The 26,648-nt window shown below is 54.1% G+C and carries 15 protein-coding genes and 6 pseudogenes; 12 read left to right on the top strand and 9 right to left on the bottom strand.

The window, feature by feature from the left end:
* Positions 1-20 precede the first annotated feature (20 nt).
* On the bottom strand, positions 21-407 hold the full coding sequence (locus tag TKWG_RS07480) for a winged helix-turn-helix transcriptional regulator (protein WP_014750263.1): 387 nt from the start codon (positions 405-407) through the stop codon (positions 21-23).
* 118 nt (positions 408-525) lie between these two features.
* On the opposite strand from TKWG_RS07480, the gene TKWG_RS07475 reads away from it, so the two are divergent.
* The gene (locus tag TKWG_RS07475; RefSeq protein WP_014750262.1) at positions 526-1,053 is read left to right on the top strand and encodes an NAD(P)H-dependent oxidoreductase; all 528 of its coding nucleotides are present in this window, start codon (positions 526-528) and stop codon (positions 1,051-1,053) included.
* Positions 1,054-1,147: 94 nt separating this feature from the next.
* On the opposite strand, the gene TKWG_RS07470 is transcribed toward TKWG_RS07475, so the two are convergent.
* Entirely contained in the window at positions 1,148-2,191 is a 1,044-nt protein-coding gene (locus TKWG_RS07470) for a LysR family transcriptional regulator (protein WP_171815139.1), read from the bottom strand.
* Positions 2,192-2,224: 33 nt separating this feature from the next.
* On the opposite strand from TKWG_RS07470, the gene TKWG_RS21340 reads away from it, so the two are divergent.
* The 3 genes and pseudogenes from TKWG_RS21340 to TKWG_RS24740 all read left to right on the top strand — a co-directional run bounded on the left by TKWG_RS21340 (position 2,225) and on the right by TKWG_RS24740 (position 4,651).
* The gene (locus TKWG_RS21340; RefSeq protein ID WP_014750260.1) at positions 2,225-3,211 is read left to right on the top strand and encodes a Bug family tripartite tricarboxylate transporter substrate binding protein; all 987 of its coding nucleotides are present in this window, start codon (positions 2,225-2,227) and stop codon (positions 3,209-3,211) included.
* Positions 3,208-3,962: pseudogene (locus TKWG_RS24745) on the top strand (sulfatase-like hydrolase/transferase). The gene TKWG_RS21340 and the pseudogene TKWG_RS24745 overlap by 4 nt, the downstream one beginning before the upstream one ends.
* A 26-nt stretch (positions 3,963-3,988) precedes the next feature.
* Positions 3,989-4,651, top strand: a complete 663-nt coding sequence (locus TKWG_RS24740; RefSeq protein ID WP_407636902.1) for a sulfatase-like hydrolase/transferase — start codon at positions 3,989-3,991, stop codon at positions 4,649-4,651.
* A 300-nt stretch (positions 4,652-4,951) separates the two neighbouring features.
* Here TKWG_RS24740 and TKWG_RS07455 read toward each other — a convergent pair whose 3' ends face one another.
* From TKWG_RS07455 to TKWG_RS07435, 5 genes and pseudogenes are all read right to left on the bottom strand, one after another.
* Positions 4,952-6,556 carry a thiamine pyrophosphate-binding protein gene (locus TKWG_RS07455; RefSeq protein WP_041709157.1) on the bottom strand — a complete coding sequence of 535 codons (1,605 nt, stop codon included), beginning with the start codon at positions 6,554-6,556 and terminating at the stop codon, positions 4,952-4,954.
* A 213-nt stretch (positions 6,557-6,769) separates the two neighbouring features.
* Positions 6,770-7,690 carry a Bug family tripartite tricarboxylate transporter substrate binding protein gene (locus TKWG_RS07450; RefSeq protein ID WP_041709966.1) on the bottom strand — a complete coding sequence of 307 codons (921 nt, stop codon included), beginning with the start codon at positions 7,688-7,690 and terminating at the stop codon, positions 6,770-6,772.
* A gap of 497 nt (positions 7,691-8,187) precedes the next feature.
* Complete coding sequence (locus TKWG_RS07445; RefSeq protein WP_014750256.1) at positions 8,188-8,592, bottom strand: hypothetical protein; 405 nt, start codon at positions 8,590-8,592, stop codon at positions 8,188-8,190.
* Positions 8,593-8,665: 73 nt separating this feature from the next.
* Positions 8,666-12,219: pseudogene (locus TKWG_RS07440) on the bottom strand (ABC transporter ATP-binding protein/permease).
* A 288-nt stretch (positions 12,220-12,507) separates the two neighbouring features.
* A complete protein-coding gene (locus TKWG_RS07435; protein WP_014750255.1) occupies positions 12,508-13,425 on the bottom strand; it encodes a LysR family transcriptional regulator in 918 nt (305 codons plus the stop codon).
* A gap of 105 nt (positions 13,426-13,530) precedes the next feature.
* Here TKWG_RS07435 and TKWG_RS07430 point away from each other — a divergent pair, with 105 nt between their 5' ends.
* The 5 genes and pseudogenes from TKWG_RS07430 to TKWG_RS07410 all read left to right on the top strand — a co-directional run bounded on the left by TKWG_RS07430 (position 13,531) and on the right by TKWG_RS07410 (position 19,701).
* Entirely contained in the window at positions 13,531-14,511 is a 981-nt protein-coding gene (locus TKWG_RS07430) for a Bug family tripartite tricarboxylate transporter substrate binding protein (RefSeq protein ID WP_014750254.1), read from the top strand.
* Between the two features lie 14 nt (positions 14,512-14,525).
* On the top strand, positions 14,526-16,643 hold the full coding sequence (locus TKWG_RS07425) for an acetate--CoA ligase family protein (RefSeq protein ID WP_014750253.1): 2,118 nt from the start codon (positions 14,526-14,528) through the stop codon (positions 16,641-16,643).
* A pseudogene (locus TKWG_RS07420) lies at positions 16,640-17,433 on the top strand (enoyl-CoA hydratase/isomerase family protein). The gene TKWG_RS07425 and the pseudogene TKWG_RS07420 overlap by 4 nt, the downstream one beginning before the upstream one ends.
* Positions 17,434-17,439: 6 nt before the next feature.
* Positions 17,440-18,878 (top strand): annotated as a pseudogene (locus tag TKWG_RS07415) (aldehyde dehydrogenase family protein).
* Positions 18,879-18,888: 10 nt separating this feature from the next.
* Entirely contained in the window at positions 18,889-19,701 is an 813-nt protein-coding gene (locus tag TKWG_RS07410) for an enoyl-CoA hydratase (protein WP_041709154.1), read from the top strand.
* A 174-nt stretch (positions 19,702-19,875) separates the two neighbouring features.
* On the opposite strand, the pseudogene TKWG_RS07405 reads toward TKWG_RS07410, so the two are convergent.
* Positions 19,876-22,079 (bottom strand): annotated as a pseudogene (locus TKWG_RS07405) (OsmC domain/YcaO domain-containing protein).
* Between the two features lie 674 nt (positions 22,080-22,753).
* Here TKWG_RS07405 and TKWG_RS07400 point away from each other — a divergent pair.
* Both TKWG_RS07400 and TKWG_RS21335 read left to right on the top strand, forming a co-directional pair.
* Positions 22,754-23,756 (top strand): annotated as a pseudogene (locus TKWG_RS07400) (Bug family tripartite tricarboxylate transporter substrate binding protein).
* 37 nt (positions 23,757-23,793) lie between these two features.
* On the top strand, positions 23,794-24,387 hold the full coding sequence (locus tag TKWG_RS21335) for a hypothetical protein (RefSeq protein WP_014750249.1): 594 nt from the start codon (positions 23,794-23,796) through the stop codon (positions 24,385-24,387).
* 39 nt (positions 24,388-24,426) lie between these two features.
* Here the strand turns inward: TKWG_RS21335 and TKWG_RS07390 are convergent, their stop codons facing one another.
* Entirely contained in the window at positions 24,427-25,197 is a 771-nt protein-coding gene (locus TKWG_RS07390; RefSeq protein WP_014750248.1) for an ArsR/SmtB family transcription factor, read from the bottom strand.
* A 151-nt stretch (positions 25,198-25,348) separates the two neighbouring features.
* On the opposite strand from TKWG_RS07390, the gene TKWG_RS07385 reads away from it, so the two are divergent.
* Positions 25,349-26,635, top strand: a complete 1,287-nt coding sequence (locus TKWG_RS07385) for an MFS transporter (protein WP_014750247.1) — start codon at positions 25,349-25,351, stop codon at positions 26,633-26,635.
* The last annotated feature ends 13 nt before the right edge of the window (positions 26,636-26,648 follow it).

Genomic DNA, 26,648 nt, shown 5'->3' with positions numbered 1-26,648 from the left:
ATCTATTTCTAAATAAGTGATTATGATCCCTTTGCGTTTTGCTCAGCCAGCTGCGCCTCGCCCCAGGTGCACATCAGATTAATCACAGGTAACAGGGACTGCCCACGCTGCGAAAGGCTGTACTCGACTTTTGGCGGAATTTGCGGATATTCCTTGCGGATAACCAGCCCGTCTTGCTCCATTTCCTTGAGCGTGCTGCTCAACGTCTTGTATGAAATCGTCCCGATGCAGCGCTGCAGTTCGTTGAATCTGAGCACTGGCTTGTGCTCGGACAGCCAATACATAATTGTCATCTTGTACTTGCCGCTAAGCCGTGCCAGTGTGTAGCCAAAACCGGTCTGCTCCAGAGGAATTTCCATGGCAAAGCAACTGGGCATCTCTTTGGGAGTTGGTAGTTTGGCATTCATTATTTTGTCCATAGTTATACTATCATTTAGGTAAGTATATAACGTGATTGTGCGTACTTTTATTTTTTACCATAATCTATATCATAGTAGCGTCATCACTCACTATGGATCGCTCGAAATGAAAACATTGATAATCGTCGCTCACCCCGATTTGGAAAATTCACGGGTAAACAAAGCCTGGATCAATGAGTTAAAAAAACACCCAGACCTGTACACTGTCCACGATCTTTACGGCACCTACCCAAACTGGCAATTTGACGTCGCCCGTGAGCAAGCGCTGATTGAAGCACATGACAAGGTTGTCTTGCAATTTCCCGTGTTCTGGTTCAATTGCCCGCCGTTGTTGAAAAAATGGCTGGACGATGTTTTTGTCTATGGCTGGGCTTATGGTTCGAAAAGCGGGTACAAAATGCGCGGCCGCAAGCTGGCGCTGGCCGTATCTGCTGGCGTGCGGGAATATGATTATTCGCCCCAGGGCCGCTACCAGTACCGGCTAGAAGACATTCTCAGACCATTTGAAATTACCGCCAACTACGTTGGTGCCGATTACCAGCCGTTTTTTGCCCTGTACGGCTTCGAAGATGAACCGGGGCAAGACTACCAGTTCAATCAGCCGGCGCTCAGCGCGGTACCTCGGATTATCTAGCTTATCTTGCCGAAGCACGCTAGCGCCGTATGCTACCTGAGCAGTGGAAAAGGCGGCGGTTATCTACCTTGAATAGCAGACTTCACGGTCCGTGTTATGCGCTTTCAATACCCAACTCCCCACTTAAACTTTGCAGAAAAAGGCGGACTGCTGGATTTTCATTTTCGCGCCGCCAGACTGCTCGTACTTCTTGCGCCGTGCGCGAGAAGGTCAAAGGTAGTACGGCAAGTAATTTTCGATCGACCAATTCAACAACGTAAGCACGCGGCATCAAGCCTAACAGCTGGCTATTCGCTAAAAGCGCTGGCAGGACAGCAATTGAGTTCGCAGTTATCGTTCCCACGCCCGGGCGCAATGAGTGTTTTTTATATAAACGCATTAAGCCATCGTGAATGGCCGAACCGTCTGGTGGCAGAATCCAGGTGTAGGGAGAAAGATCAGCCCAACGTAGTGACTTACGCCCTGCTAATTGATGCAAGCTGGAACACACGATGACCAGCGGATCCTTACTGATCAAACGCTCTTCCAAAGCCCCATACTCCTCCACGGTTCTGTCGATACGAGTACGCGAAATCACCATATCCAGATCCCCATCCCGCACCGCCGGAAAAAGTGTATCGGTAGTAGCTTCAGTCAGTGTAATAGTGAGCCCGGGGGCCCGTTGGCGCAAGCGCACGACGCCTTTGGCTACTTGAGTGGGCATGGTCGTCGCTACAGCGCCTATTTTCAGATGCCCAACGCCCCCTTCCCTCAATTGCTCCAGTTCACGCTGTGCAGCCTCCAAATTGTAAAGGATTTGTCTACCGTACTTTAGCAATACCTCTCCAGTGGGCGTCAGCACAACTCGCCGACCAGAACGGGCGACAACCGGTGCACCCAATAACTGCTCCAGTTCGCCTAGCTGCTTAGAAATGGCCGGTTGCGTTACGTTGAAAAGCTCTGCTACACGGCTGACACGCCCTACTCTTGCAAGCGCTGTAATGATGCGCAAGTGCCCAAGCTTCAGGCCGTAGCGAAATGCGCGTTCCAATGTGATCGGCGAAATCGGTTCCATAATTAAATACATTACCTTTTGGTAATACCAAAAGAAAATAATATCACTTTTATTCAATAACGAATTGATCGATACTCTTACCAAATAACGCTATTTTTATAATAAAGGAGACAGCCCATGGTTATGGCTATCCGCAAGACATTGCCAATGATCCTAATGGCCTGTATGACTTTGGGTGCTCATGCCGCAGAGTTGCCCACGACGCTTATTGTTGGATTTCAGGCAGGTGGTGGGCTGGACTCGGTTGCCCGTGCTCTGGCCAATGAACTCAATAAAACGGGAAAACACAAGATCGTTGTCGAAAATAAGCCTGGTGCCAGTGGAATGATGGCTATTGACGCAGTACGTAATGCCTCGCGCAATAGCGCTTTGCTCGTAATCATGCCTGGTGGCAGCATAACCATGACACCCCATACCAACAAACATTTCCAGTACAACCCCAAAAAAGATCTTGTGCCAGTCGCACGCCTGGCAACCTACACTTTAGGCGTAGCAGTTTCGCCAGATGTGAACGCAGCAACCCTGGCGCAATTTCTGAAATTGGCGGACAATTCGCGAAAATTGGCCGCATACGGCACTGCTGGCATAGGTTTATCGCCACACTTTGTAGGCGAAACGATTGCTAAGCAATCCAGAGTCAATCTGGTTCATGTGCCATACAAGGGCGCAGGCCCCGCTATCAATGATGCGCTGGGCAAACAGATACCTGCGGTCATCTCCACCGTGCCTTCTCTTTTACCAATGGTGCGTGATGGACGGCTAAAGCTGTTGGCAACCACAGGTACCCATAGAGATAAACACGCACCCGGTGTCCCCACCCTCAAGGAACTCGGTTACCCAGGCTGGCAATTGAAGAGTGGTTTGGTATTCTTGCTCCAGCTACTATGTCTTCCGATGCAGTTAAAAAGTGGAACACCGCCATTAACAACGCGCTCAATTCAAAGTCACTGCACGATACCCTTACCTTACAAGGTTTTTTGCCGGCACCCATGTCTGCCGGCGACTTCAGGGATCTGGTGCTGCACGATTACGCAATGTGGGGTAAAGCCTTATCAAACTCTGGCAACACATTTTCAAACTGAACGCATTCCCATAAAGCCATGACATCTACATCGAATGTTCTTATCCTGCTGTCCGACGAGCATAATGCCCGCATTATGGGATGCGCCGGAGACGCCATCGCCTATACCCCTAATCTTGATAAATTGGCCCGGCAAGGCACCCGCTTTACCAACGCTTATACACCTTCGCCCATCTGCGTGCCGGCAAGGGCGAGCCTCGCAACAGGTCGCTACGTACATCAGCATCGTTGTTGGGATAATGCATTGGCATACCAGGACATCCACCCTCCTGGGGGCACCGGTTACAAGCAGCCGGTATACCGGTACAGTCTATCGGCAAACTGCACTACCGAAATGGAAATGACGCCACAGGCTTTGACCAACAACTGCTGGCGGCACATATTCAGGACGGTATTGGCCAGGTTTGGGGTTCGGTGCGGGATCCGTTACCAGATCCCTTCCCAACCGCACCTTTATTCAAGAACATAGGTGCCGGAGAATCCAGCTACAACCGATTTGACCGCGCCGTGGCTCAAGAAGCAGCTCAGTGGCTGCATAAGCGCAGCCGCGTGACAGACTCATATCCCTGGGTACTATTCGTTGGCCTTGTCGCCCCTCATTTTCCACTTATCGTTCCGCCGGAATATTTAGAGCGCTATCCCGTTCATGATATGCCACTGCCCCGACTGCATCCCGACAGAGGTTACCGCCGCCACCCATGGCTGAACGCCACGCACGCTTTAGCGGACATGACGAACAGCTGGGAACAGATGAGCGACGCCAGCTGGCTTTAGCCTCTTACTATGCATTAACGTCCTTCATGGATCATCAGATCGGCAATATTCTTAATGCGCTGGCTGATTCAGGCATGGCAGACAATACGACTGTCATTTATTCCAGTGACCACGGAGACAATATGGGAGAGCGCGGATTGTGGAACAAATGCATGCTGTACAGAGACTCAACATCTATCCCGATGATTCTAAAAGGGCCCGACGTGCCAGTGGGTCAAACTGTACAGACCAACGTCTCGCTGGTCGATATATTTCCGACAATACTGCAGAGTGTTGGCGTTGCACCGACCGAGCCCGACTCGGATCTTCCCGGTCTATCTTTGGTTGACAGTGCCAACAAACCTTATGATCCAGCACGGCTTGCATTTTCTGAATATCACGCAGTCGGTTCGGAATCGGCTGGATATATGCTCGCTGACAGTCGATACAAGTACCATCATTACGTCGGATATGAACCTGAGTTGTTTGATCTAGAGAACGACCCACTTGAGACACATGACCTGGCTCACAATTCAAAATACGCTGACGTAGTTGAGTCCATGCAAAAACGGCTATTCAGCGTAATTGATCCTATTGAGGTCGATGCCCAGGCGAAATCCGATCAGCACGAGTTGATTCAGAAATTTGGCGGCCGCGACGCCGCGCTCGGTATCGGAACCCCCGGGGCAACGCCCGTTCCATCCTCATGAATATGTCAAAGGTTTATATAGCGGGTAAAATTTGCGTGGCATTCATTTGTCCCGGCGCAAGCTCGCTCTAACAAAGACTTGTTTGCCACACGATGTCTATAGAATCAGAAGTTGATTTACACGCCTCGGGCAAGACTTTACATCGATAATATTGTTGGCAGGCCCAAGCGCCGGATTAGCATCCAGCCCTTGAGGCACAACTCATAATACAGCCGCCCTATTTTGCGCTTATTGTCATACTTAATCATATTCAGGCGAGTTCGCCTGGATGCCCTTTCTCGTGGCCGCCCACAACATGGCTCAAAAAGCAGGCGCCGCTTGCCCTTCCATCCTGATATTGATGCATGTTGCGCCAGAATGCTTGGCAGCTTTGCTAAGTACCTCATCCAGTTGATCGGCTTGCTCTGCATAAGCACCTTGTGCACCCAGCGCAGACGCCAGCAGATCATAGCGGGCGGAGTCGTTCAATGTGCACCCGTACAGCCTGTCAGGCCCATACTCGCGCAGTTGAATCATATACTCGGCATTCCAGCGCGAATCATTGCCAACAACTGCAATAAACTTAGCATTTTCCCGTGCTGCTGTTTCAAACTCGGTACTATGAAAGCCCACGGTCCCGTCGCCCATCATGGCAATAATCGTTGCATTGGGTCGAGCGATACTTGCAGCGATCGCATAACATAAGGCGCCGCCAATCGCACCAGACAAACCATTGATAATCCGCGTCGGCGCCCGGCAAAAGGCCTGCGCCCATTGGCCGAACTCTCCACCATCAGATATCAAAATAGGGTCTGCCGCTTCGTCCAGTATTTTCTGAACCGCCTGGCATATCGCTTTTGGCCCTGGATTGGCCGTGTTTTCATCAGATGGCGACTTCAGCGTCCGGTTTGAAATGGCGCCATCGACCTCCTCCAACCATGCGTCGCGCTTGCCAGGATAGGTGTAGTTACTCAGTTCGCGTAAAGCGGCATCTGAATCTGCTAGCGCGTGTTTGAACAAACGCGTTCCCAATAGTTGCTTTGCACGATCGATCATTGTTTCATCGGGGTCTATCACAACGATGTCCGCACCCGGATTCATACCTGCTGATCGGCCAAAATTCAGAGTGAAGTCCAGCGTTTTGCCAACCAGGACGACCAGATCCGCTTTTTTCAATACCTGGGGAAAGTGCCCCAAAGAGGGATCGCGCAGGCCGCGAGGGCTTTCCATGGCAATAATCGGTGCCTGCAGAACGTTACTGGCATTTTTGACTAAATCTGGCGCACGACTCGCATTGTTCATCGGGCCTACCAGCACCAATGGCCGTTCTGCTTTCGCGATTCGCTCTTTGATTTGCTGTGCATCAGCCGCCGACAGAGACGTGCTGACCCGCGCGGGCACCTGTCCGCGCTTTGCTTTGCTGATATCAACATCCTCCTGCAACAGATCAAACGGCATGGCAATATGGACGGGACCAGGGCGGCCCGATAGCGCCAAAGATATTGCCGATGTCATATCCTGGTCTATGTCTTGAGCGCTCGCTAACCGCAAGGATTTTTTGACAAGCTTTTTTGTTACCTCTATCTGGTCCAATTCCTGAAATGCACCCATGCCATCCTGTGAGAGGGGTGAATCTCCCGAGAGCAGCAAGATGGGGCTTTCAGCCAGACGGGCTGAGAATACCGGCGACAGGCAATTGGTAATGCCCGGCGCTGCCGTTACCAGCGCTACGCCGATTTCACCAGTCAGTTGCGCCCACGCATCAGCCATATAAACTGCAGCGGCTTCGTGACGCACATGAACAATGCGAATGCCGGCATCAATGCAGGCATCGTAGATGGGCATGATCTGATTGCCTGAAAGACTGAATATCGTTTTGACGCCTGCACGTTGCAATGCGTCTGTAACAAGATGAGCTCCTAGCATAAACAAAAGTACCTTTATAAAATTTAGCAATGGCGACCCCACTACTGCTGGCCGTCTTAAAACCGGAGCCCCTGAAATATCGTGTCTCGCGTACCCAATTATTAAAGCGTCTCCCCTCTTCAATTTCTCATGCTTTGTTCATTGTGCCATCAGTCATATCCTCGTTTACGTCGCGTTGCTATCAGGTTCGCAATTTATTTTTAACTGACTGAATCACTTTGGATTGATTTTCTGCTCTGCAATAATTGTTTTCCAGGATGCCAATTCGTTTGTGATCTTTTGCGTCATATACTCCTGCCCCTGCTCTGCTGCCGTCAACCCAAGATCCTGGAATTTTTTCTTCATGCGTTCAGAGACCATTGCGGTCGCGATGCCTTGCTCCATCTTTTGCACGATGTCATCTGGCGTGCCTTTGGGTACGACCACGCCAAACCAACCCTGAGCGTCAAATTCCTTATTGATTTGCTCCTTTACCGTTGGGACATCAGCCAGTGCAGAAGATCGTTCGCTGCTGGTAACGGCAATCGCCTTTACATCACCGGACTTTATAAATGGCATGAGCGCAGCCAGGTTTCCGGTGACTACCTGAATCTGGCCGGCAATCAGGTCTGTCAGCGCCAGCGTTTCGCCGCTATAGGGGATGTGCGTCATTTTGCTGCCGGTCACATGCATCAACATTTCGGATGCCATATGCGTCTGGCTGCCGACGCCAGATGACCCGAAATTGACAGCAGACTTGTTCTGCCCGATATAAGAAAGCAGCTCTGCAAGATTATTGGCGGGGACCTTTTTGTTGGTTGCCACCACAAATGGACCAATGGAAACGATGCTGACATTTTTGAAATCGCCGACCCGATAAGGAAGATCCTTGTATAAATTCGGATTTACCGTGAGCATACTTCCGGAAACCATCAACATGGTGTATCCATCCGGCCGTGCCCTGGCTACTTGAGAGGCGGCGACTGCGCCGCCAGCACCCACCTTGTTTTCCACTACGATCGTCTGCTTCCATTGCTCACTGAGCTCCTGGCCCAATGACCGGGACAGAATATCTGCGGTCCCGCCGGCGGGAAAAGGAGAAATCAGCCGTACCGGCTGGTTCGGCCAGTCGCTCGCAAGCACCGGGGCACCCATTAGAAAACAGCTTATACAGGCTGCGATACTGCGAAAAATCTGCTGCGTAAACACGCTTTTTGCTTTGCACATCTTTGCCTTCCCCTTGAATTACTTTTGAAATAAATAAATCCGGATCCAAGCAAAAGGCGTTGTCAATAAAATGATCGACGGCAATGCGGCCACCTTTTGTTACTCTTTATTATTGTTTAAAGACAAGCCAAAGTAAAAGCAAAAAATTTCACTCATTAAAGTAAAATTTTAAATCCTAATTACACAAAGCCTACGCCCATTCAACGCTCAATGCTGACAACAAGCCCCGCATCTCTGAGCACTCGTCAAGCCACGACAAGGGACACTAGGCACGCTCAAGTTCGTGCACATCCGCAGCGACGAACAGGACGCCCTCCCCATCCACGGACGGCGCAATCAAAACCCGCGTATCTGGCGGAAATTCGTGGCGGCGCCAGTCGCGCGCGCGTCTTAAACGATCCATGGTCACGTGGGAAAGGTTAGCATTACGAAGCACCAATGCCGCCTGGTCCTGTAAGTGCCAATTCTGAAAAAATATCTCGGTTACAGCATGAGGAGTTATTGCAGTCGCAATAGTTGCAGGCCAGCAATGCAGCACTCTCTCCACGACTCTCCTGGGGAACCAGGCTCGGGGTGCGGGATGCAACGTCAGGCCATCTCGCAGATCTAACGTTAAAAAACAGTCGAAATGCGACCGTACCACTTGCTGCCATCGTTTCTGCAACCGCCCGCATAATGGGTTCCGGAACGCCTTCGTCAATGGGGAGCGGAACGACGTCCCAGGTAAGCAACGCCGCTGTGCTATTGATCGGTCGGTAATTGGCGGTCTGCTTGCTGGCCTCGTCCCACTTGTACAGAATTTGGACAAGCATGTCCGAACTGTTGATCATCTCGCCTCCTTAACGGTCCATCGCATTAGCTGGCAAATGACGACAGAATGAGCATTCCAAGCTACGACCCATATCAACCAGCGATACCCTGCTCCTGATGTTGAATCAGACGTGCATAAGGTCCATATTGAGTAAGCAATGCATCATGCGTGCCCTGCTCAACCAGTTTTCCGTCATCCAGTACCAGGATCTGGTCAGCGTCTCGAATGGTCGCCAACCGGTGCGCAATAATCAGGGTCGTGCGCTCATGCATCAGCAGCGTAAGCGCATCCCGCACCTGCATTTCACTCAGACTATCCAAATGCGACGTCGCCTCATCCAGTATCAAAATGGGCGCGTTCTTCAAAAAGGCACGTGCAATGGCTATACGTTGTCTTTGTCCGCCTGACAATTGCGTGCCACGCTCACCCACGAGCGTATTCAGACCTTGCGGCAGCGAGGCAACGAACGTTGATAACGCAGCAGAGGCCAGCGCTTCGCGTACTTCGGCTTCACTTGCGTCAGGACGAGCAAGCCGAATGTTTGCCGCCAGGGTATCGTTAAATAAATAGGTGTCCTGCGTGACCAGAGCGACATGATCTCTGAGGTTGTCCAATTCGAGCTGGCGAATATCAGCGTCACCGATCCGTATCGCTCCCTCACTGACATCCCAAAACCGCAGCAGCAGGTTGGCAACCGTGCTTTTGCCGGCGCTGACGCGCCTACCAATGCAGTGGTCGTACCGGGCGAAAGGGAAAATGAGAGCGCATCGAGCGTCAGGCGCGCTTGCGGTGTATATCTGAAACTTACCTTATCGAAGTTGATCGACAGCCCTTGTGGTGTGAGCGCGAGCCGACCCGGCCCGCTTCTGACAGGCACCGGCTCTTGATGCACCACATGCAACCGCCGGCTGGCAGCCACGGTGTCAGCCAACTGGCGACTAACCTGGGAGATTTCAGATACTGGCAAAAATGTTGCGACTGCCACGAGCACCAGCAAGGGCACCATGGTCGGATCAAGCGCACCGGCATTAGCCAGCAAGGCCCCAGTCACGGCAACCGCCAATCCGCCCAGCCCCATCGCCATCTCGAACCAGGCGCTTTGCGCTGATAAATCATCCAAGATGGCTTGCCTTTGAGCGCTATAGGATTGGGCAATATCCAAAAATTGCTTGCGTCGGCGTGCTGTCGCCTGAAACGCGGTCAGATCGGCCATGCCCTGGATGGTGTCGGTCAAGTGCGCACTCATTTGACCAAGGGATTGACGGGCCTGTTCTCCCAGCGCATCAATCCGTCGTCGGTTGCGCACCGGTGACAACAACGCATAAGCAAGAAAAGGCAGCAAAGCCAACGCGACAGGCCAACTATAGACAGCCAGGAACCCCAGTACAGAGGCAGGAACCAGTATCGATACGATAGCTGGCGCAATGGTATGGGCATAGAAGTATTCAATCATTTCCACGTCCTGTGTGGCCAGTGATACCAAATCACCGGAGCGGCGCTCCAGGAGATATGCTGGCGCAAGCTGTTCAAGCTTGTCATACAAATCGATCCGCATGTTGGCCAGCAACTTATAAGCCATCGCATGCGCAAGCCAGGACTCCAGCCAGTGAAATAACGCGGCCAGGGGGGCAACAACCAGCAGTGCGGTGATCAGCATCTGTGTTGGCTGACCATTACGCAAAGCGGCAACCACAAGCGCACTTAATGCGCCCACCCCGATAAAAGCCGCAACCCGCGCCACGCCCAGCAAGATGGTCGCAATCAAAGTCAGACGCCATGGTTTGACCACCGACAGCAGCGTGGCCAGTACGTCTGGCCACCCCACCCGGGCGGCATCTTGCTCCAGTGATCTTGGTTTGGGACCGTTGGCGCGGTTTGGTACCACTATAGGGTCAGCCTGCGTATCGGCCTCTTCCGAGATCTGATTGACACTGCTCTGTTCCCGCATCAATCGATAGTACAACCCTCCTTCTTGCATCAATGCCTTGTGAGATCCAGACTCGACAATTCGCCCTTGTTCCAGCACCAGGATTCTATCGGCATTAATTACACTGGCCAGGCGGTGCGCCAGGATCAGCGTGGTTCTTCCTTCCATAAGCCGGTCCAGCGCCTCCTGGATCAGAAACTCGTTCTGCGAGTCGACCGATGACAGCGCCTCGTCCAGGATAAGAATTGGCGCGTCTCTCAACAACGCACGGGCGATACCGACACGCTGCCGCTGTCCGCCAGACAATTGGAGGCCGCGATCCCCTACCTGCGTCTGGTAACCGTCGGGCAAAGTCATAATGAATGCATCTATATTGGCTGACCGGGCAGCCGCGCGCACCTGTTCAGGCGTCGCATCGGGGCGGCCCAATCGTATATTTTCGTCCAGGGTGCCATGGAATAAGGTAATGTCCTGGCTAACCAATGCAATACGCGATAGCAATGCCTCTTCGGAAAGATCACGGATGTCATAATCTCCCACGTATATATGGCCACGCTGCGGTGTCACTTCGCGCAAGAGCAAGCGAACAATAGTGGATTTACCGGCGCCGCTAGGGCCGACCACGCCGATGCGCTCTCCGGCAGCTATGTCAAAGTTCAGGCCACTATGCGCGGTCCTCTCGGGCTGATACGCAAATGTCACATCTTCAAATCGAATACGCGGCGCTATATCCGTGGGCGACAATGCCCGCCCCGATGCAGGATCGACTCGACGCGCGCCATTAAGCGCGTGAATGCTGGATGCTGCCGACTGCCCAAGCATCCCCTGGTGCAGCACGGAGCGCAAGTCGCGCAGCGGACGAAAAATTTCAGTCCCCGCCATCAATACAATAAGAAGCGCTTCCAGACTCATCTCGCCTTGCACCACACGGGTTGCGCCCAGCGCGATCGCTATCGCAGCTCCCATGGCAACACCCAGATCGCTCATGCCCCGCGTGAGTACGCTAACAGACAGGACCCAGAATGTTTTGTCTGACAGATGGCGTGCCCGCTGCGCCAATCGCAGGCCGAAGTTCTTGCCCTGGCCAAACGCCTTGAGCGTAGGTAAACCCTGCATGGCATCCAGAAAATCCTCTCCGAACTCTCTAAGTGCCTGTGCGCGCTCACGGCTGGCACGCCGGTCCAGCGCATGCACGGCAGCGGGCGCCAGCAACGAGAAAAGCGCTGCGATAAGCAGTACCGAGGCCGTTGGCACGTCCCAGAATGCAATAACTGCAAAGATAGCAATGGGTGCGATAAGCGAAATGGCGACCTGGGGTAAATAGCGACCAAAAAAGGTCTGCAATTGCTCGACACCATCGATGACACTCAACATGACGCCCCCGGTACGCTGGCTACCAAGCCAGGCTGGCCCCAGATCGACAATACGATCATATAAGCCCGCACGTAAAGTAAGCTGAATCCGGGACGCGGACCGGTTAGCCTCGACGGTTCGCAGATGATCCAGCCAGGCTCGCAGCAGCACCATGGCCACAGCACACAACGCCGGAGTCAACCATTGCTGCCAGGGTTGCTGATCGAATACGCGGGCCAATAACTGACCCAGGAAAACGTAGCGGGCGATCCCCGCCAGCAAGGCCAACAGACCAAGCATTACCCCGCCGATCATGCGGGTGCGCAATCCGGCGGTCATCAGCCACAGACGATAGTCAAAGTACATAGCCTCTCCTTTACATCACGCTATCTTACTGACAGAGCAGGCTGAAGACAATCGATTGTAGTCAGGCGGGAATATTGCAACGGCGGGTAATGTTCAGCCGTGCGTCAAGATATCGGGCCATACAGACGTACCGCACCCATGCAAAAATGAGGCAGATCGAAGAGACGTGAGCTCGTCGTATGCAAAAAACTAACAAGTCACTGCATAAAATTCGTTTGCAGCCCATCCTGGTACTCCCTATCCCGCCTATCCAGCACCAGCATAGTTCAAAGCATGTTAAACCGCTTTCTATTTACCCTGACTCCACGAATCGGTCAGCAACTCAGACGCCAGCAACCTGACTCTGGACGATACAAGTCTGGCACCTTCGGATAACGGACGCTGGCGGCTCACGCTCAAGGCGATCGTTCTGCGTATCCCAGGACTGATGATCAGGCTGGCGCCCAGTTCGCCGGCGGCAATTTCCTGGGCCACTGCAGTCATGGGCAGTAACGTAAATGCATGGCCACCGGCAGCAACGTCTTTCATTGCAGTAGCGGTTTCCACTTCCATGACGATATTCAGTTTCGTATCGTGGCGACGAGACAATACATCCAGCGTCGCGCGCAAGCCATTAGGTACCGCGGGCAATACCAACGGAACGCCATCAAGGGAATGAAAAGGCAGGCTTTTTGTGGCCAGTTCGGGCAGACCAGCTTTGCCAACCAAATACGTGTCCAATTTGCCAAGCGCATCCTCTCCACGCGACGCGGAAGAACCATAGCGATTGACCACGATCATATCCAGGCGCCCCGACGCAAGCTGTTCATCAAGGGAGCCGCTAAAGCCCTCCGTCACATGCAGACGAAGTTGGGGTGCGCGTTCACGGATATCGGCCAGCAACAGCGGCAATAATTGCCTTGCCAGCGAAGGCAAAACCCCAATATGCACTGTCCCAGTCAATATGCCGGCAGCCTGATGAGCGGTGGTGCCTAGCTGTTCGACCTGATCAACGATGCGCTTGACTTCGGGATACATGCGTCGACCAAATTCGGACAGCACCATGCCCCGCCCGGTTCTGTCAAACAGACGCTTGCCCCATTCTTTTTCCAGCACGGCGATCTGACGGCTGACCAGCGACTGCGCCATATCCGATGCAATCGCTGCGCGCGACAACGACTGCATGTCCGCCACCAACAGGAATGTTTCCAGCTGCTTGAAATTCATGGTTTCACTTAAATGGAAATCTGAAATTATAAACTGTCTATTTATATATATCTCAATTGTGGATAAGCTTGTATCCATCAACATAGAACAAATAAGGAGACAAACTTGAAACCCATCCATTGCCTCACTGCGGCATTTGCCGCAACCTGCCTGCTGGCCTCATCTGTTGTGAATGCGCAGGAAGCGTCGTATCCAACCCGCCCGGTCAACCTGGTTGTACCCTTTGCTGCGGGTGGCCCCACCGATGCCATGGCGCGGATCCTGGCGCAAAGGCTGGGCGAGCGACTTGGCCAGCAAGTGGTTGTCGACAACCGTGGCGGTGCAGGCGGCAGCATCGCTGCGGAACTGGTGGCTCGTTCCAAAGCAGACGGCTATACCCTGTTTTTTGGCACGACCGGCACCATGGCGATCAATCCGAGCCTGTACGCCAACCTGCGTTACGATCCAGTCAAGGATTTCGCGCCCGTCAGCCTGATGGCGACAACGATGAATGTCCTGGTTGTCAACCGCCAATTGCCCGTAAAGACACTTGATGATCTGGTGAAACTGACAAAAACAAAGCCGAACGAACTCACGTATGGATCAGCGGGCAATGGCAGTTCCAATCACCTCTCGGGCGAGCTATTTCGCTCCGCCGCCGACATCCGGATCAACCACATTCCATATAAAGGCTCGGCGCCTGCACTCGTTGATCTTCTGGCCGGTCGCATTTCAATGATGTTCGACACTATTGCACAGCAGACCCAGAATATTGCTGCCGGCAAAGTGACAGCTCTGGCGGTCAACGGCCCAACACGCTCGCCATTGCTACCTGACGTGCCCACGGCCCAGCAGGCCGGGCTTGATGATTTCGACGTCACCATCTGGTATGGCGTACTTGCGCCAGTTGGCACACCTGAATCCATCGTGAACCGACTGCAGCGGGAAATTGCAGCCATCATGGGAACCGAAGACATGAAAGCGCGCATGCAAAAGGACGGTGCTACCGCGCAAAGCACCACGCCCGCAGAGTTTGCCGATCTGATTAAAAACGATACCGCCAAATGGGCACCGGTTGTGAAGAACTCCGGCGCCAGCCTGAACTGATACGAGCAGCATTCATGACAATTTCTCCTGATCCTCGCCTGCGCACTGCACTGGTTCCACGCAGCATCGCCGTGATCGGCGCGACGGAAGACCCCAATAAGGTCGGGGGCCGCCCTCTGCATTATATTAAGCGCTTCGGATTTTCCGGCGCAGTGTATCCGATAAATCCAAGACGCAAGATAATACAGGGCATGCAGGCATATGCATCGCTCGCTGAACTGCCGGAGACACCCGATGTCGCCATCGTCGCAGTGGGCCAGGATGCCGTTGCTGACGTCATAGAACAATGCGCTACACAGGCAATTGCATGCGTCATCTTGATGAGCTCGGGTTTTGGCGAAACTGGCAGCGCGGGAGTACAGCGGCAAACCGCACTTGTACAACAGGCTCGCCGACTGGGCTTGCGGCTGGTGGGCCCCAACGCGCAAGGCGTGGCTAATTTCCACACCGGCGCAGTCATGAACTTTAGCACCATGTTCATGGAGATCGAACCCGAAGACGGGCCGGTTGCCATCATCAGCCAGAGTGGCGCCGCCAGCGTCATGCCCTACGCCATGCTGCGTGAACGCGGTGTGGGGGTGCGCTATCTGATTGCCTCTGGCAATGATGCTGATGCCTCTGTGTGCGAATTAGCGCTGGCTGCAGCCGTCGATCCGGAAATCCGGGTCATCCTGTTGTATATCGAATCGCTTGCGGATCCCGCCATGCTGGCCGAAACGGCCCGACTGGCCATCTCGCGCGGTGCAGCGGTCATTGCCCTGAAGGCCGGACGAAGCGTACACGGTGCGAAGGCAGCGGCCTCGCACACAGGCGCGATGGTCAACGATGATGTCGTCGTGGAGGCCTTTTTCGAACGCCACGGTATCTGGCGTGCCGCCGATGTGCACGGACTGATCAATGCCGTTGAACTTTATCTGGCACTGCCTCCCCGACCCGCAGACAGCCTGGTTGTCATGAGCCACAGCGGCGCTGTCGGGGTACTGTGCGCGGATGCAGCCGAAACCCTGAACCTTCCGTTAACGGAATTGGCCCCTGCGGTGGTACGCAACTTGGCCGATATTATGCCCAGCTTTGCAACCGCGCAGAATCCAGTAGACTTGACCGCCTCGCTGATGACCCAAAGCGGCATGTATGCCGCTACGCTCAATACCCTGGCTACCGATCCGCAGGCAGATATGTTTCTTATCGGCGTACCCGTGGCCGGTCCCGGCTATGACGTGCAGGGCATGGCAACCGATACCGCCACGTTTGCAGCCAATACAGGTAAACCAGCCGTGGTGTCTGCGCCCCAGGTGTCGGTGCGCCAGATTTTTCGCGAAGCCGGAGTACCCGTGTTTGCGCACGAAACGGATGCCATCAATGCGCTGCACCAGTGGAGCCGCCATGGCACCCTGATGCAACAGGCATCGGCACGCGACCAACTGGAAGCAGCGGCAGCATCAGTGCTCGCCCTCCCGGACCGAACCAGTCACTTTCTGAGCGAAGACGAAAGCCTGGCCGTACTGGCAAGAGCGGATATTCCAACAGTGCCGTATTTACTGTGCCGCAATGCGGATGAAGCCCTCACCGCCTGGCGTGCACTCGGACAGGACGTTGTGATGAAAGCCTGTTCTGCTCACATTCCGCACAAATCCGAGCATGGATTGGTATTTATTGGCCCGAACAGCGAACAGCAAATCATTGATGCATGGAAAAAGTGCGTACAGCGTGTTGCCGCCCTGCAGGTCCCATTTGATGGCGTCATTGTCGCCAGGCGCGTTTCAGGTCGGCGTGAGTTTGCGCTGGGCGTTCGGCAGGATCCAGCCTTTGGCACCGTGGTCATGATCGGCGATGGCGGCAAATATGTAGAAGCCCTGCGCGACTTCGTTGTGCTGCTACACCCGTTTTCTCAAGATGACGTTATCGCCAAGCTGCACACACTTCGCATCGCGCCGATTCTGGCCGGTGTACGCGGCGAGGCGCCCATCGACCTTGATACTGTAGCGCATACGGCCGTGGCGCTTGCTCGCCTGGCCGCATCTCATCCGCGCGATATTACATCCATCGATCTTAACCCGCTGATTGTCGGCGATACGGGCAGCGCAGGCTGGGCCGTCGATGCCGTCATCGAACGTTGCAAGGAGCAGGCATGACCTCTCAAAGTACCGTAGTGACAGACTACATCGACGAGATTGCCGTCGTTCGCCTCAATCGCCCGGCCGAAATGAACGCCGTAAATGCCTCGTTGCGCGCAGAACTCACAGACACTTTATATGCGCTCGAGGCTGACGACACAGTCCGCGCCATTGTGCTGACAGGTACCGGCGAGCGCGCCTTCTGCGCAGGCCAGGACCTGGATGAGGCGGCCACGATCGACACTGGCAATCTTGCTGACTGGCTCAATCGCCAACACGCCATGTATCAGGCTGTACGCGACATGACCAAGCCAATTGTTGCGGCACTGAATGGTACTGCCGTTGGCGCCGGCTTTCAGATCGCCTGATGTGCGACTTGCGGGTAGCCCATCCAGCGCTACGCATGGGACAGCCCGAAGTCAAGGCCGGATTGGCGAGTATTGTCGGTTCATATCTGATGTCATTACAAATTGGCCATTCCCTCAACCAGGAGCTCTCGCTGAGCGGAGAACTGATCACGGGCGAACGGGCGCATACACTCGGGCTCGTCAACGACCTGGTATCTGCCGATCAGGTATTACCTCGTGCCCTGGAACGGGCAGCCAAGCTGGCTGCATTGCCGCGTACCGCTGTCCGCTTGACCAAGCAGCGCTTCAGGGAACGCACGCAGCCCGGCTTTAACGAGGCGTGCAGCGCCGGCATCCGCTATCAACTTGAATGCTATGCATCCGGGGAACCACAACAGGTTATGCGCGCGTTTATCTCTCGACGCGCTTCATCCACATCGGCCCGCCTCCACAAGGATTAACTACCCATGCTTAAACAGACTCACTTATTCATAGACGGCGTCATGACAGCCGCAAGCGGCGAGCAGGAGTTGCCCGTCACGGACAGTTTCACTGAAGACGTCTTCGCTCGTTATCGTTCTGCCTCGCATGACGATGTACATCGCGCGGTCGCAGCTGCACGCGCAGCATGGATCGGCTGGTCCGCCACGCCCCTGGCCGAACGCATCGCGGCAGTGCGTCGAGTGGCTGCCGCGCTGTCGGAAAAGGCCGAAGCGCTGACAACAGCAATCTCCCGCGAAGTAGGAATGCCGCGCAAATTAGCTGCGCGTATCCAGGTGGGCGCACCCATTGCCGCGTGGAATAGCTATGCCGATCTTGCGGCTGAGATGGTTTGGGAAACGCGCATGGGTCATTCCCTGGTGCAGAATGTACCGGTGGGCGTGGTGGCCTGCATTACGCCATGGAACTATCCTTTGCACCAAATCACCGGCAAGGTCGCACCGGCGCTGCTGGCCGGCTGCACGGTTGTCCTGAAACCCTCTGAAATCGCACCGACCAGCGCTGCCCTGTTGGCCGAAGCGATCCAACAGGCCGGTTTGCCACCAGGCGTATTCAACGTGATATATGGCACCGGCCCGGATATCGGAGAGATGCTGGTCTCCCATCCCGGTATCGATATGGTCTCCTTCACCGGTTCCACACGCGCAGGCAGTCATATCGCAGCCATCGCCGGCAGCCAGATCAAGCGCATGGCTCTGGAACTGGGCGGCAAATCTGCCGCACTCGTGCTGCCCGGCGCCGAGCTGCCGACAGCCGTCAAAGCCACCCTGGCCAGTTGCATGCTCAACTCTGGGCAAACCTGTTCCTCCATGACGCGCCTGCTGGTACAACGCGATATGCTGCCAGAAGTCGAGCGACTTGTTCGAGACCTTATTGACACCTATCGCATGGGTGACCCGGCAGACGCAGCAACGCGACTCGGCCCCCTCGTTTCTGCGGACCAGCGCGAAAAAGTGCAGGCAATGATCGATAGCGCCGTGGCCGCAGGCGCACGTTCCGTGGAGATAAACAGTCCGTTCCAGATCATGGTTTTTTCATTCCCGCGACGGTGCTATCGGACGTCACACCCGCAATGACAATCGCAATGGAAGAAGTGTTCGGCCCGGTCCTGTGCATCATGTGCTATGACGATATCGAAGATGGCATCGCCCTGGCCAATGGCACCGAATACGGGTTGGCCGGCGCTGTCTGGGGGCCCGTCACGCTCGACACGCTGGCTGTGGCGCGCCGCATTCGCGCAGGCCAAGTCGACATCAATGGCGCTCCATTCAATCCCTCTGCGCCTTTCGGCGGTTTCAGAAAATCCGGCATCGGACGCGAAAACGGTTGTCACGGAATACAAGAGTTTCTTGAGCCGGTCGCCATCCAGCTTCCCACCTCCTTCCTCGAATCACTCTGTGAATAATACCCTGACTATGACATATGAAACATTGAACTACGCCGTCGACGACGCAATCGCCACTATCACGCTGAACCGACCCGAACGCATGAACGCGCTGACCAAAGTCATGGAGACAGAACTGCGCTCAGCCATCGAAACAGCTGGCCGTGACGACACCGTGCGCGCCATCATATTGACCGGTGCGGGGCGTGCATTTTGCGCGGGCATGGACATGGACGAACTGGAAGTGCTGCCTCCCGAAGATATCAGGGCCGAACAATGGATGCGCGCCTACGACATGAATCGTCGTGCAGACTTCCAGACACGTTACTCCTATTTCCCTGCTGCGCCCAAACCTATTATTAGCGCTATCAATGGCGCGGCAGCCGGACTGGGGTTAATCATGACGCTCTACAGCGATTTTCGGCTCGCTGCTGATAAGGCAATATTTGCAACCGCCTTTGCCCAACGTGGTCTGATTGCCGAGCACGGCATCGCCTGGATTCTCCCCCGCATCGTCGGCCATGCTCATGCGACGGACCTGCTGCTGACCTCACGCAAAATCGACGCCGAGGAAGCACTCAATTTAGGCTTGGTCCATCGTGTTGTTCCCGCCGATTCCCTGTTGGCGGCGGCCCGGCAACTGGCGCACCGGCTTGGCACCGACGTATCACCGCGTTCGGTACGCATCATGAAACAACAACTGTGGGAAGCGCCGTTCCAGACACTGGGAGAAGCGATCTCGCACGCCAATACCGAGATGGTCATGAGTTTGCAAAGTGAAGACTTCAAGGAAGGCATCGCACATTTCATCGAACGACGCCCTGCCTGCTTTTCTGGCCATTAATTCAGAGTCGTGCAGATGTCATCGAATTTCCAGCCTACGCGGCCTAATGAAGATCAGCTCAGAATGTTTTGATAATTCAGGTACGCACCACTGACCAGATTTAAGCCCAGGCATATCAAGCGTGCACGTTCACTGGAGACCAAGGTATCATAAGCAAATAATACGTTGTTGTCCCTAATCAACAGTCACCGCCGCTTTGCCCCGCGCCTTATGCAATTTCCTATAACTGTCGATCAAGCGGTGATGCCTGTCAAGCCCCTCCAGTTTCATACTGGTAGGCGTGAGCCCGAAGAAGCGTACGCTGCCGTTCACTGACCCCATCACCGCATCCATCCGGGCATTGCCGAACATCTTGCGAAAGTTAACGGCATAGTCGTCCAGCTCCAGGTCATCATCAAGCTGCACTTCCAGCACCACATTCAATGCCTGATAAAACAGACCGCGCTCAACCGTGTTGTCGTTGTACTGCAGGAAAGCGCCGGTCAGCTCCTGCGCTGCCTCAAATTGCTGCAAGGCCAGGTTTATCAATAGCTTTAACTCCAGAACAGTGAGCTGCCCCCAGTCGGTATTCTCATCAAACTCGATACCGATCAACGTAGCAATATCGGCGTAGTCATCCAGTTCGTTGTTCTCAAGCCGCTCAAGCAGCGCGACCAACGCGGCATTGTCCAGGCGATGCAGGTTCAAAATATCTGTGCGGAACAAAAGTGCCTTATTGGTGTTGTCCCAGGTCACATCGTCTACCGGGTACACTTCCGAATAGCCGGGCACCAGAATTCGGCAGGCGATAGCGCCAGTTGGTCATAGACTGCCATGTACGCCTCTTTGCCCAAGTCCTCTAGAATACCGAACAAGGTCGCTGCTTCCTGAGCATTGGCGTCTTTACCCTGGCCGGAAAAATCCCATTCCACAAACTCAAAATCCGCCTTGGCGCTGAAAAAGCGCCACGACACCACTCCGCTGGAATCAATGAAGTGTTCGACAAAATTATTTGCTTCGGTCACCACTTCACTGACAAAGGTAGGCTTAGGCAAATCGTTCAGCCCCTCGATACTGCGTCCCTGCAGCAATTCCGTAAGGCTGCGCTCCAGCGCCACCTCAAAACTTGGATGCGCGCCGAATGAGGCAAAGACGCCGCCTGTGCGTGGGTTCATCAAGGTCACGCACATTACCGGGTAAGTCCCGCCCAGCGATGCGTCCTTGACCAGCACCGGAAAGCCCTGCTCTTCCAATGCTTGAATCCCGGCCAGAATGCCTGGGTATTTCGCCAGCACTTCCTGCGGCACATCGGGCAATGCAATTTCGCCTTCCAGAATTTCGCGTTTTACCGCCCGTTCAAAAATTTCGGACAAGCACTGTACCTGCGCTTCTACCAGCGTGTTGCCGGCGCTCATGCCATTGCTGACATACAGGTTTTCGACCAGGTTTGACGGAAAATACACCACATGGCCGTCTGATTGCCGTACAAACGGCAGCGAACAGATACCTCGCGACATATTGCCGGAATTGGTATCATACAGATGCGAGCCACGCAGCTCGCCATCCGGGTTATAGATTTGCCGGCTGTATGCATCCAGAATGTCTGCGGGCAGCGCATCCTTGGGCCCCGGCTGGAACCAGCGTTCGTCCGGGTAATGTACAAACGATGCGTTGGCGATGTCTTCGCCCCAAAATGAACCGGCGTAGAAGTGATTGCAATTAAGGCGCTCGATATACTCTCCCAACGCCGATGCCAGCGCGCTTTCCTTGGTCGCTCCCTTGCCATTGGTAAAACACATGGGCGAGTGCGCATCGCGAATATGCAGCGACCAGACATTGGGAACAATATTGCGCCATGAGGCAATTTCAATCTTAATACCCAGGTTAGCCAGAATGCCCGACATATTGGCGATGGTTTGCTCCAGCGGCAAATCTTTGCCCGTTATATAGGTACTGGCGTCGGAAGCGGGATTCAATGTCAGCAAAGACTGGGCATCAGCATCCAGGTTCTCTACCTCTTCAATGACAAACTCCGGCCCGGTTTGCACGACTTTTTTTACCGTACAGCGCTCGATAGAGCGTAGAATTCCCCGGCGGTCTGCCTCCTCGATGTCAGCGGGCAGCTCGACCTGAATCTTGAAGATCTGCTTGTAGCGATTCTCCGGATCCACAATATTATTTTGAGACAGGCGGATATTTTCCGTAGGAATATTACGGGTGACGCAGTACAACTTCACAAAATACGCTGCACACAAGGCCGAGGAAGCCAGAAAATAATCGAAAGGACCAGGCGCCGATCCATCGCCCTTATAACGGATCGGCTGATCGGCCACAACCGTAAAATCATCGAATTTGGCTTCAAGGCGTAGCTTGTCGAGAAAGTTGACTTTAATTTCCATGGGGAATTCTAAAAATGGAGCTAAAAAAAGCCTGTCTGGATTTCTTTGTGTACAGGGTACAACGACAGGAATGAACGGCGCGCACAGGTAAAACGTATACCGTGGCATCGCGTAAAAAATGACTGAGATGTTACTTTTGGGGGCTCGAACAATTGCCATGCGATGTGAAAAACGCAACAAATCTTCGAATTGAGGTTACCTATCAGGCCTATTGAGGCCTATTGGGCTTAGACACCCGACAAGCAGCCTGAATGGCTATCTGGCAGAACGTTTTTCTAAATAATATTCAATTAATTCAACATTATAAGGCCCTATTCGGGAAAGCCTTGGCTAATTTTGGCGATTGGCGATTTCTGTTCATTTTTCTGATACGGCGGATAAACAGCCCGGACAAAAGCCAGCGATCTAATTTTTAATAATCAATAACTTAATATTTGAAGCGCATGCCGCAGCAGGCGGCATCGTCAATTTTACGCGCAGCAGTTGCCGATATAATCTGTACGCCAAGGCTACAAAATGCCCATAAACGCCTGTGGCCAGCATTGGCTTTCTCACTGCGTATTTCCCAAATTGCCTGTTCAAATTACCTCTGTCACGACTCAAAATAAGTGAGTGCACTTGATTAATGTTAAAGCTATACTGACAAAAAAACACCGGCATAAGGAGACAACAGTATGGCTATATCCATCAAGCGCCGTGCATTGGTGCAATCTTTGGTCGCGATCAGTAGCGCAGCTGCATTGAACGTCAGAGCTCAACCTGCAAGTACAGAGTGGCCAACCAGGGCGATTCGGCTGATCGTTCCGTTCAATGCGGGCGGTGCCACTGACATTATTGCGCGCACGATTGCCGAGGCGCTCGCCAGCCGCATGGGTCAACCTGTGGTCGTGGAAAATCAGCCCGGCGCATCAGGCATTATTGGCACCAATGCCGTCGCCAAAGCCCGTCCGGATGGCTACACGCTATTGCTATCGCTTAGCACATCAATGTTGATCAACCAGTTTTTATATAAAAAATTACCTTACATCCCACAGAAAGACCTGCTGATGGCTGTCTCAGATCGCCATCGCCCCTGTCACGCTTGTTACGCACCCATCAGTGCCTGTCAACGACATGAATGCCTTGCTGGCCTATAGTAAGGGGAACAAAGGCAAGCTGACCTATGGATCCTGGGGTGTCGGGTCATACGCACATCTGGCCGGCGCCTATATGAGCAAAAGTATGGATGCCGGGATGGTGCACGTAGCATATAAAGGCGAGACGCCAATGCTTCAGGATCTGATTGGTGGACAAATCCAGATGTGCTTTGCCAGCGCACTCAGTACCAAGCCCTTTATCGACGCCGGCCGCATCAAGATTATTGGTGTGACCGGAACAGCGCGCATGGAAATCCTTCCGGCGGTGGCCACCATCAAGGAGCAAGGTGTGACAGACGCGGCCTATTCCATTGCGGGTTGGGTGGCAATGGCAGCACCGGCGGATACGCCGCGAAAAATCATTGACCTGTTGCAATCACACTTGGCCGAGATTGCGAAGAATGCCGATATCCGGCAGAAAATTCTGGCTGCAGGTTTTGAACCACTCATCAATACCCCCGAGGCGTTTCGCAACAATTACGAGCGTGATATGCCTATCTGGAAATCTCTGGTGGACCAATCTGGCGCCAAACTTGGATAAGAACATCGCAGGCCCGCATGCTGAAGGAACCCATAAAATGAACCCGTGCTCTCCCCTTAACATCGCAAACCGGCGATTAACCACCGCATTGGTCTGCATCCTCATGGGCGGATACCCGCTCTACACTTATGCAGCGAACCCCAAACTGGAAATGCACCGCGAAATGGTTCAGCAAACAGACGCGGATGGCCTGTATCCGGCAGAATCGACCAGGGGTCACTTCTCGGTAAAATCGCCATTGCCTTTTAACGACTACACAATAACAACAGAAGATCCAAACATCGGCACATTGACGATGCACGGCATTGGCAGCAGAAGCGTCGATGACATGGAGTTTGGCACGATTGAGACCATACGTACCGCAAGGCAAAAAGACATGAATTTGCGCGATTTTATTACACGCACGGCGGCCAGCCTGGGCGCGACGGCGCCTGCGATCAGCGTAAAGCAGGAAGGACCTGAACAGGTGGCGCGTACGGCCTTCGAAGGCACCTCGCGCGCAATTGTCATGCGCCTATCGAAAACCTCTGGCAGCGTATTCAACGTCATGTGCGATTATCCAGTCCACGCAGCAAAAACAGCCAGGCAGATGTGCGACAACTATGTATCCAGCTTCCGCCTGAAAAATTAAAGTCACGGTATCAACACAGTGCCTCCGATCACCTGACCTTTACGGCCTGTTGCGCTTATCTGCATGGGCGGTCTCCGAAAGACCAACCTCCATTAAGGGAAATGCCTCCCGAATGGCTCGCTGGCCCTGGGGTGTTACGGTCACAGCGCGAGTGCCCGCTGCAAGCCGAATCCACCCCTGGTCCAGATAACATTGGCATATTGCAGCGCCAAGCGCACCACCAATATGAAAGCGTCTTGCACTCCAGTCCAGACAAGGACGGCAGAACATGCGCCCTGTGCCGCGGCCTGACGCACGATGATGAGCAGAATCGACGTCAACCCCCAGTGATCGCAGAAACCTGTCACCCGCATCAGTCAATAAGCCGCCATCGCCAGATAGTTCAACGCAACCAGAGGCGACAAGGTGATCGGTCATGTCTACCGCCAACTGGCCTGCCAGATGGTCATAGCATGTGCGCGCATAGCGCAAGGCCTTGTCACGCGGGCCAGTCACCGGGCCGGCAGATCGCGGTCGGGCACCTTGCGTGTCCGGATCAACTGATAGCGACATGATGCTTTCGATCATATGAGCAACTGCCGGAGAGGCCAGGCGGTGATAGCGGTGCCTGCCTTGGCGTTCCATGACAAGCAGGCCAGCTTCTACCAGGCGGGTGAGGTGCCCGCTTGCGGTTTGCGGCGCAATACCGGCGACGCGGGACAATTCGGTTGCAGTCAACGCACGCCCATCCATCAGTGCTGTCAGCATGCTGGCACGGGCAAGATCACCAATCAACGATGCTGTTTGGGCTATGGAGGCAATACTGACCATGGTGGGCTCCTGGAACGTATCATGATTTTAACAAAGCGACCCTACGCCATTGTACGGTCTGCGCCGTAGCAATTGGCGCCCGTCACCGCCATAATGTACTTATATTCTCTCAACACAAAGTCGTCGTTTTCCACAAGCAAGGACAATCTAAATGGGCTCTTCTAAGATTAAACAAACGTCGACTTTTTTTGGTATTTGGGCTGTACGGGCGGCCTTTCTTCTGGCTATCCTGGGTTGGGGCGTGGGATTCTACGGTCCGCCGATCTACCTGGCAGAGGTGGCACAGCGTACAAACTGGCCCCTGAGCCTTATTTCACTGGCCGTTACCTTGCATTTTCTTGTTGGCACATTGGTGATCCTCAATCTGCCTTGTCTATATGCCAGGGTTGGATTACCCGCAACGACGGTATGTGGCGCCGTCATTACCGCTATTGGCGTCGTTGGCTGGGCGAGTGCACAGCAGCCGTGGCATTTGTTTTTGGCGGGCACCCTTACCGGCCTGGGGTGGGTCACGATGGGGGCCGTTGCGGTCAATACGATTGTTGCGACCTGGTATCACAAGCGTCGCCCTAGCGCTTTAAGCAAGGCATATAATGGCGCCAGCGTTGGAGGTGTGATCTTCTCGCCCTTATGGGTGGCCTTGATCGGCATTCTGGGTTTTACTGGCGCAGCCAGTATCGTGGGCGTGACGGTTATTATTATCGTACTACTGCTGGCCCGCTATGTATTCACTAAAACACCAGCAAACATCGGCCAGGCGCCAGACGGCAACAGTTCGGGAGCGACGACAGTTCGGCAGCATGCAACCCAAAGCAGCCAAACGCTGCCTGGCGCCGCGCTTTGGCGCAATTGGGCGTTCATCACCCTGTCTGCGGGAATGGCAATCGGGTTGTTTGCACAGATTGGTTTGCTGGCTCATCTATTCAATATTTTTTCCCCGCTGATCGGTGCCCAGCAAATGGGATGGCTTATGGGCCTGGGAACCGCTTGCGCCATTGGTGGCCGCACTATAGCTGCGCGGGCCGTTCAAAGACTTGGAAACCGACGTGCGGTTGCCGCTGGGGGATATGTGGTTCAGGCGCTTGGAACAGCAACGTTGCTGCTTTCTGGCGCAGACAATGTCTGGCTTCTTACCCTTGGCATCATGCTGTTTGGCTCCGGTATTGGGAATGCCACCTCTATTCCGCCGCTGGTTGCGCAATCGGATTTCGCCTCGGAAGATGTACCCCGAGTTGTCGCGCTGACTGTGGCCATTGCCCAGGGAACCTATGCTTTCGCACCTGCCTTCTTTGGTCTGCTGCAAAGCAATGCTCCTGGTCATTCAGGTGCCGGACAAGACATGTTCTTTGCCACTGCCATGGGTATACAGATCCTGGCTGCAGCAGCATATCTGGCGTATCGCGGGCCTCACACCATGTCCGATTTACAACGATCATAACTGCGCGCCAGGC

This window comes from Advenella kashmirensis WT001 (genome assembly GCF_000219915.2).
Lineage (GTDB): Bacteria > Pseudomonadota > Gammaproteobacteria > Burkholderiales > Burkholderiaceae_B > Advenella > Advenella kashmirensis.
This window is presented reverse-complemented; position numbering and strand designations above follow the sequence as displayed.

Bases quoted from the DNA above. Each gene is read 5' to 3' on its own strand.
- TKWG_RS24740 (WP_407636902.1), top strand. From the start codon at position 3,989: ATGGATCATCAGATCGGCAATATTCTTAATGCGCTGGCTGATTCAGGC.
- TKWG_RS07385 (WP_014750247.1), top strand. From the start codon at position 25,349: ATGGGCTCTTCTAAGATTAAACAAACGTCGACTTTTTTTGGTATTTGG.
- TKWG_RS07450 (WP_041709966.1), bottom strand. From the start codon at position 7,690: ATGGGTGCCCCGGTGCTTGCGAGCGACTGGCCGAACCAGCCGGTACGG.
- TKWG_RS07445 (WP_014750256.1), bottom strand. From the start codon at position 8,592: ATGATCAACAGTTCGGACATGCTTGTCCAAATTCTGTACAAGTGGGAC.
- TKWG_RS21340 (WP_014750260.1), top strand. From the start codon at position 2,225: ATGGTTATGGCTATCCGCAAGACATTGCCAATGATCCTAATGGCCTGT.
- TKWG_RS07435 (WP_014750255.1), bottom strand. From the start codon at position 13,425: ATGAATTTCAAGCAGCTGGAAACATTCCTGTTGGTGGCGGACATGCAG.
- TKWG_RS07425 (WP_014750253.1), top strand. From the start codon at position 14,526: ATGACAATTTCTCCTGATCCTCGCCTGCGCACTGCACTGGTTCCACGC.
- TKWG_RS21335 (WP_014750249.1), top strand. From the start codon at position 23,794: ATGAACCCGTGCTCTCCCCTTAACATCGCAAACCGGCGATTAACCACC.
- TKWG_RS07480 (WP_014750263.1), bottom strand. From the start codon at position 407: ATGAATGCCAAACTACCAACTCCCAAAGAGATGCCCAGTTGCTTTGCC.
- TKWG_RS07475 (WP_014750262.1), top strand. From the start codon at position 526: ATGAAAACATTGATAATCGTCGCTCACCCCGATTTGGAAAATTCACGG.
- TKWG_RS07410 (WP_041709154.1), top strand. From the start codon at position 18,889: ATGACATATGAAACATTGAACTACGCCGTCGACGACGCAATCGCCACT.
- TKWG_RS07455 (WP_041709157.1), bottom strand. From the start codon at position 6,556: ATGCTAGGAGCTCATCTTGTTACAGACGCATTGCAACGTGCAGGCGTC.
- TKWG_RS07390 (WP_014750248.1), bottom strand. From the start codon at position 25,197: ATGGTCAGTATTGCCTCCATAGCCCAAACAGCATCGTTGATTGGTGAT.